Raw genomic sequence first — 8456 nt, 5'->3', positions numbered from 1 at the left:
CACCACTAAGATCATTAGCATCAGCAGGCAATGCGCTCATCGCATCACTAAGATCATTAGCATCAGCAGGCAATGCGCTTATAGCATCACTAAGATCATTAGCGTCAGCAGGCAATGCGCTTATAGCATCACTAAGATCATTAGCGTCTACAGGCAATGCGCTTATAGCATCACCAAGATTGTCTGCGCCTACAGCGCCCGCTCCATGCTTAGCGATATTGTCATCGCTTTCATTAAGATGAAGCGCATCAGCTGCGTTAGCACTGAGGTCACTTGTCGCATGTCCAAGATCAGCACTCGAGTCTATATACTCATCAGAGGCCTTTAGCTTAGAGTCAATGGTGCTAAAGTCGACCTCTTCATCAGCTGAAACCACCAGATCATCAAGCGATAGCTTGCTTGAGGCTAGGTCTTTATCATGATGATCTTTTACATCATCAACATGGACGCTATCTTCAATCTCAGGCAGAAGACTACTATCTTGCAGGCATGGCTCATCTAATGCCCTTTGGGCACCATCATCAGAGGAACTACTATCTTGCGACACATTAGCTAATGAGTCGTATGTGCCTCTTTCATCGTCATCGGATGTGCTCAAAGACGCCTCTGAAACTTCTGATATCTTAGCTATCTCATCTATGACATCATCTTGAGCATCGATATCTGAAGACTTAGGATCAGCTAGCTTAGCTTGTATATGCTCAGAGGCATGCTCTACATCAGATAAATCATCGTCTGTATCGCACACCACAGCATCATCAAAAGGGCCAACCTCAGAGGACTGTTCATCAATCTTTGTGTCTAGACGCCATAGCTCATCGATCGCTTCTTCAGAAGCTTTATCGTCCTTATCAATAAACGCAAAGAGTTCATCATCATCCTCAGCCATGAGAGCTAAGAACCGAGCTGACTGTGAGATACGCTTGCTGCCTACCTTGTCAGATACTGTCTCACTACTACGAGCGATATCGCCATTTACACTGCTATCGCTCTTAGAGCTTTTTTGCTCATTTTCTAAAGCAAGATCATGCCTATCATCAGCGCTTATCTCTGTCTTAGGTAGCTCTGATTGCTCACTTTCATGAGTATCTAAAACACTCTTTGCCTCATGCAGCTTGTTATTATCTTGGCCATGATCTTTGTCCTGTACCTCTTTATGATGATCTTGAGTAGAGGTTCTAGGCTCTGGCTTGTCCCCATGAGGCTCTTTTTGCATAGCCATGCCAATTGATTCGTCTGGCATAACATGCATTGCAACGCTAGCAGGTGTATTTGGCATCTGCTGCATGACAGCGCCTGCAGGTGCATTTGGCAGCTGCTGCATGGCAGCGTCTGCAGGTGTATTTGGCATCTGCTGCATGACAGCGCCTGTAGGTGCATTTGGCATCTGCTGCATAGCAGCGCCTGCAGGTGCATTTGGCATCTGCTGCATGACAGCGCCTGCAGGTGCATTTGGCATCTGCTGCATGACATCGCCTGCAGGTGCATTTGGCAGCTGCTGCATGGCAGCGTCTGCAGGTGCATTTGGCATCTGCTGCATGGCTGCTCCTGCAGGTGCGTTTGGCATCTGCTGCATGGCCATCATTTGCTGATACTGCATCATCATAGCCATTTGCTGTTGCTGCATCTGCTGTTGCATAAGCATTTGCTGCTGCATCAAGGCTTGGTTGTACTGCTCCCATGACATGGTTTGCGCTGGCATAGCACCATTAATAGGCTCATGAGTGCCCATTGCTTGCGCCATGTTCATTGGCTGCACGTTCATGGGCTGCATGTTAATTGCCTGCATGGCAGCTTGATTAGGAACTCCTGCTTGAGGCTGCATGGCGGCTTGGTTAGACGCACCTGCTTGTGGTTGCATAGCATTAGGCATGAAGCCCATGGTCATAAAAGGATTGACCATTGGCATCATCGGCATGCCTTGCTGCATAGGCATATTAGGCATCATGGCTGGATTAGCGCCGCTCATGTTTGCATTAGCCCCCATGCCTTGTACTAAAGAAGCATTCGGCATATTGCTATCTGGTGTTTGTGCTCCAGGCATTGGGCTTTGAGGCATACCCGGCTGTTGCATTGGGATTGCTTGCATACCTGATTGAGGCAAGGATGTCTTTGGCATACCTGGCTGTGGCATGGCAGCAGGTTGCATGATATTTGGCTGCATACTCTGAGCGTTCATAGCCATGGACATCATATAGGCTTGTTGCATTTGCTCAGGAGTTAAAGGCATTTGAGCTGGGGACGTAAACGGCATGCTGCTACCAGGCATGGGCATGATAGGAGCACTAGCACCTGTCCATCCTTGGTTTTGAACAGGGATACTCTGTCCTACTTGTTTTGTATCTGATGCTTGAGAAGAGGCGTGGCTTTGTGCTTGAGGGTTATGAGTATGAGCGTGATTAACAGCTGAGCGCTCATTATGCTGCGCTGCAGTGGCGACATTATGTGCTTGGTCTTGTTTTAAGCTCATGGCAAATATCCATAACCCCAATAAAAACAAAAGCGCGAGCTATGCAGCCCACGCCCACAAATGTTTGTTCATTCAAGCAAATGACCTTGTACTGATAAAGCCATGTTGCGCTCGTAACTTTTGGCAAGCTTACGTCTATTAGTGCAGCAGATGATGAATATCTGCACCTGTAGATATAATCTTGGCCAAATTAGACAATGATAGTGCCTTCAAAAACGGTGGTAGCAGGGCCCTTCATCATCACTGGCTTACCTGGACCATCCCATGAAATAGATAAGGTACCGCCTGGCAGATGTACTTTGACCTTGCTATCAAGGTGGCCTTGAAGCATACCCACTACTGCAGCAGCACAAGCACCTGAGCCACATGCCATAGTTTCGCCACAACCACGCTCATAGACACGCAGCTTAACCTCACCACGAGATACTATCTGCATAAAGCCTACATTGACGCGCTCTGGAAAATCGCTATGACTTTCCATAATAGGACCAAGGACATCGATAGCGCAGGTATTAATATCCTCAACTATAGTAACTGCATGAGGATTACCCATAGAAACAGCGCCAATGGTGATGGAAGATTGTTTTGCTAGCGCCTCATCTAAAGCCATAGTGTAGATGGTCTGCTCTGACTCATAAGTACAAGGCACTTTTTGTGGGTCAGTAATAGGCACACCCATATTAACTACGACTTCATTATCATCCTCAAGCTTTAAGGTAAGCTCACCTGCCATAGTCGAGACCTTAATCTCTTTTTTATTACATAAGCCATGCTCACAGACAAAACGGGCAAAGCAACGTGCGCCATTGCCGCACATCTGTACCTCAGATCCATCTTGGTTGAAAATACGATAATGGAAGTCTAGATCTGGATTGTATGGAGGCTCAACTAATAAGAGCTGATCAAAGCCAATACCAAAATGACGGTCGCCTAAACGTTTAATCAGGTCTGGGCTAAAGAATACTTTTTGAGTAACTCCATCCACGACCATAAAGTCATTACCTAAACCATGCATCTTGGTAAATTTAATCTTCATACAAACTCCGCAGCGCTATCAGATTCTATCCCAAATTATCTTCGCATAATTAATCTTGGGCAAAATAGAAATAGCTTCAATCCTTCGTAAGCTATGGTCATAAAAGGGTATTTGATGACCTTGCTATATTAAGTCACATCTTAAAAATAAGGCAAGGTATCTACCTTGCCCATGTGATGATGAAAAATGTCTTTTCACCTGCCAATCTTAGAGGCTACAAGACAATACTTTAGCTAAAGTCGTGGCTAGTGCTGTTCTCGAGCATGCGCTCATCGCGCCACATATCTTCTTCTTTTTGACGCTCGCGAATCACAAAAGCCTTACTGCCATCAACTAATACCTCAGCACACAGCGGACGGCTGTTGTAATTTGATGACATGGTACTACCGTAAGCACCAGCACCACGTACAGCTAAGATATCGCCCTCTCTAACATTTAAATGGCGATCCTTGCCTAAGAAGTCATCTGACTCACAAATTGGACCAACGACATCATAAAGACGGTTACCATTTGCATCACTACCCTCAAGCGCATCTGACTTGTCACGCTTGAGCGCTGGGATAATATTCATCCATGAGTTATACAGAGCAGGACGAATCAAATCACCCATAGCTGCATCGACGATACAGAAGTTACGCTCGGTATTGGACTTTAAGTAGAGCACGTCGGTAAGCAATATACCCGCATTAGCAACCATGGCACGACCAGGCTCGCAATAGATAGCGACATCGAAATCCTTAAGACGAGCAATAACTGCAGCTAAGTACTCGTAAGGGGATGGAGGGGTCTCATCATTGTAGGTCACACCCAAGCCACCACCAATATCGATATGGTCAATCTTAATACCGATCTCTAAAAGCTCTTTGTAGAGGCTAATGAGCTTGTCGGTAGCCTCAATAATTGGGGCACCGGAGGTCATCTGTGAGCCGATATGACAGTCAATACCACTAGCATTAAGATGCTTGCTTTGAGCAATATAACGATACAGTCTTGAGGCATCCTCAAAGGCAATACCAAACTTGTTCTTCTTAAGGCCAGTAGAAATAGATGGGTGAGTCTTTGCATCTACGTTAGGATTTACACGTAAAGCAACAGGAGCAACTAAGCCCATACGCTCAGCCACTTGCTCAACCTTGTACATCTCTGACTCTGATTCGATGTTCAGGCATTTAATCTTTTGGCTTAAGGCAAACTCAATTTCATCTTCTCGCTTGCCTACGCCTGAGTAGATCACTTTCTCAGGGCTACCACCAGCCTTGATGACACGCATTAACTCGCCTTTTGAAACCACGTCAAAACCGCAGCCAGACTGAGCGATAACACTAAGCAGAGCCAAAGAGCTATTGGCCTTAACGGCATAGCAAACTAAGTGGTCTTTAGCAGCTAAAGCCTCTTCAAAAGCACGTAAGTGACGAACTAAAGTTGCTTTGGAATAAACATACAGCGGGGTGCCATACTGTTTGGCAAGGTCAGTAACCTTGATATCCTCAGCGTAAAGCTCATTATCTTTGTAGTTAAAGTGATCCATGAGGTAAAACCCTACAACAACTGCTTCGTTTAAGAGGCAGCTACCTAAAAAAGTAGCCAACACTCGACAACACCGACAGCATAGGATGCTTGATGCTGTCAAAGCTTGTTTTTTAAACCGTATTACAACCTAAGCCTGATCTACTTGAGATTCCTGAGGAGCGGCATTGTCCTCAATGTACAGGTCGTGTTTGATTCCACAGGCACTAACTAAAATAGAAGCGCCAGCCATCATAATGATGCCAATTAGTAATTTGTTCACAATTCAATCCTGTATTAGGAAACCGCCAAAAAGAATAACACGATATGCACTCAAATATGGCAGCAAACCCCATGCAACTATAATTTTGCACTCTTTCATTGCGTTAGCTGCCCCTTATGCTCATATATTGAGCACAAAATACCAGTAACAATGTACTCCTACAAAGTTAAGATGAGCCTTGTAGTGAGAAAATTTTTATTAAATAGCTTAAATAAGCTGATGCATGACCATTGCGGTTGGGACGAAGAAAACGGTCGACTGCTAGTAGAAGAATAATTGTGATTGATACAAAGAAAAAGCGGGCTACAAGTAGAAGAATAATTGCGGTTGGGACGAAGAAAAAAAGCCGACAGCTAGTAGGATCATAGCGGTCGGCTTGATGGCTTATTAAGAAGATGGAGAGATGTTCTTAATAATGTCTGAGGTAATAATCTACAGCATATTATTAGTACTGGAGCTCTTGCATAAGAGTGCTTTCCCACGCGTGCACATGGAAAGATAACAGGTTAATCACCTTAACCACAAAGCTAGGCCTCAAAACATTTTTGAGGTTATGCATAGTAAGACAGAGCCTGTTATTTAGTAGTAGTGGTTTGGCATGGCTCTGTCTAATTAGGGCCTAAACCAAGGAAACTCTGCTATGGTATGGCTGTGGCCTCTACAAAAGAGAGGCCATAGCATCGTTGCCTTGGTTTAAGGGAACACTAGAAGCCTCAAAAGTAGCCTGGCTACTATATTTAACTGCCACAAAGCTAGCTTCTATCCTTTGCAGCTGGACGCTAGGCTAGGCATAAACAACATACAAATAAGTGTTACATCCCTAGCTATAAAGGTGGCCTAACCTTAGGCCACCGCAAGCGACAATCTAGATGATGAACCTATGGACACCATCTGTCCTATAGGTAAAATTTTTCCTTGTAAGGCACTCAAGCGCTTAAGCTGGGTAGAAGCCGCTTGGACCCTCGTTGAGATTGATGAGGATGTTCTTGCACTGGGTGTAGTGGTTGAGAACCATCTTGTCAGTCTCACGGCCGATACCTGACTGCTTGTAACCACCGAATGGAGAGCCCTCAGGAATCTGGTTGTAGGTGTTAACCCACATACGGCCGGTGCGTACAAAGCGAGCTACACGGATAGCACGATTGATATCGGTTGAGAATACTGCACCGCCAAGACCGTAGATAGAGTCGTTAGCCATGTCGATAACTTCTTGCTCAGTCTCGAATGGAATAACCACTGCAACTGGGCCGAAGATTTCTTCACGTGCTACACACATGCAGTTGCCGCCCTTTAACAGGGTAGGACGCATGAATGCACCCTTGCCAAGCTCGCCATCGGTTACACGCTCACCGCCGCATAAAACCTCAGCGCCTTCCTTCTTACCGATCTCAACATAGTCGAGAATCTGCTTTAACTGGCCTTCGTCAATCTGTGAACCCATCTGAGTCTCTGGGCACCAAGGTACACCGACCTTAACATTGTTAAAGCGACGTACTAACTCTGGTACAAACTTGTCCCAAATTGACTTTTGAACGAAGATACGGGAGCCTGCGCAGCAAACCTGACCTTGGTTGAATAAAATGCCGAGCATTGCGCCATCTAAAGCCTGCTCTATGCGGCAGTCTTCAAAGATAATGTTAGCGCTCTTACCACCGAGCTCTAAAGTTGCAGGGATGAGCTTCTTAGCTGCAGCAATAGCGACGTCACGACCAATCTCAGTTGAGCCAGTGAATGCGAGCTTTTCAAAGCCGTCATGCTCAAGCATGTAGTTACCAGACTTAGAACCACGACCAGTTACTACGTTAAATACACCTGCTGGGATTACGTCCTGGATGAGTTCTGCAAGGCGTAATACGGATAATGAGGTGGTTGAGGATGGCTTGAATACAGTACAGTCACCTGCTGCAAGCACCGGAGCTAACTTCCATGCTGCCATTAAGAATGGGAAGTTCCATGGAACGATCTGGCCTACGACGCCTAAAGGCTCACGCATGGTTACAGATAAGAAAGAGTTGTCCAGAATGTTGGACTCACCGCTTTCTGCGAGGATAACACCAGCAAAGTATCTAAAGTGATTTACAGAGTAAGGAACGTCAATGGCTAAGGTCTCACGGATTGGCTTACCGTTGTCTAAAGACTCAACCATTGCAAGCTCTTCTTTGTTGGCTTCAATGATGTCAGCGATCTTGTTTAAGACAGAAGCTCTCTCCTTTGGAGAGGTCTGGGACCAAGTCTCAAAAGCCTTACGAGCAGCAGCAACAGCCTTATCTACGTCCTCTTTTGAAGCATCAGCAAATGAAGCGAGCACGGAGCCGTCAGCTGGACAGTAGGACTTTAAGGTTGCACCATCAGATGCAGGAACCCACTCGCCACCGATGAACAGCTTGTAGCACTCTTGTAACTTAACGTCTTCCTTTCTCATAGAAAATCCCTTTTTTCCAAAACAATCGATGGCTTGATTGTATGTCGCAAAAAGTCCCCGACAAGTTTCTGTTGATAAGGATTTGCAATGTTCGCAATCAAATTCAATTGCAGATCACAAGAGCATCAAAAAGGACTGTTTTGGCTAAAATTTTTGAAAATTTTGGCCCACTCTCTTTCTATAAGGCTTTGCACACCCAAAAGTACCCAAAATCAACCCAATTCATCCTAAAGCGCAAAAAGTTATCACCTGCCTTTAAAAACGCAATTTTTTGCAAGCTATATCACCCTTTTACTAAAACTACACTGGATTAGCCAGAAAACCACACAGCAATAAACCGCAACTAAGAAATTAAACCCACATCACACTTTACACAAGCAAACATGATGCGGATCACGCACATAGTGTGATCCACCATGCATAACGGTCAGTGATCTGCCCAATTTTCACTAAGCAAGTGACGATCTCGACAAAAAACATGTGATCAAACACAAATTTGCAAAATGCAGAGATCTTCGCTGCAGCATAAACAGCTCTTTAGTTACCTCTGCTTGAAGGGAACATCTGCTCTATTCAATGAGGACAATTAACGGCGCTAGATAGTTGTTTTTGTTTTTGTTGGTACTTGGTCGATTTTAGGGAGTGGCTTATATAAGGCTTTTGCTATATGATTTTGACCATGGTTCTACATGATCCGGACATGTAGTTTTCTATTACGCAAGCCTCATAAGTTAACGGT

Annotated in this window: 5 protein-coding genes; all 5 read right to left on the bottom strand. The window is 45.1% G+C overall.

Going from position 1 to position 8456, the window contains the following annotated elements:
* Positions 1–2470: hypothetical protein (locus tag RDO37_RS06740; protein WP_308498534.1), on the bottom strand; the 2470-nt coding region annotated here is incomplete at its 3' end.
* A 190-nt stretch (positions 2471–2660) separates the two neighbouring features.
* Positions 2661–3506: a diaminopimelate epimerase gene (gene dapF, locus RDO37_RS06735; protein ID WP_374045307.1), complete on the bottom strand. Its 846-nt coding sequence runs from the start codon at positions 3504–3506 to the stop codon at positions 2661–2663.
* Positions 3507–3735: 229 nt separating this feature from the next.
* A complete protein-coding gene (gene lysA / locus RDO37_RS06730; RefSeq protein WP_027939530.1) occupies positions 3736–5034 on the bottom strand; it encodes a diaminopimelate decarboxylase in 1299 nt (432 codons plus the stop codon).
* A 129-nt stretch (positions 5035–5163) separates the two neighbouring features.
* The gene (locus RDO37_RS06725) at positions 5164–5295 is read right to left on the bottom strand and encodes a hypothetical protein (protein ID WP_273326121.1); all 132 of its coding nucleotides are present in this window, start codon (positions 5293–5295) and stop codon (positions 5164–5166) included.
* A 934-nt stretch (positions 5296–6229) separates the two neighbouring features.
* Entirely contained in the window at positions 6230–7717 is a 1488-nt protein-coding gene (locus tag RDO37_RS06720) for an aldehyde dehydrogenase family protein (RefSeq protein WP_308498533.1), read from the bottom strand.
* Positions 7718–8456: the final 739 nt, after the last annotated feature.

The sequence above is a fragment of the uncultured Anaerobiospirillum sp. genome (genome assembly GCF_902485895.1).
GTDB lineage: Bacteria > Pseudomonadota > Gammaproteobacteria > Enterobacterales > Succinivibrionaceae > Anaerobiospirillum > Anaerobiospirillum succiniciproducens.
This window is presented reverse-complemented; position numbering and strand designations above follow the sequence as displayed.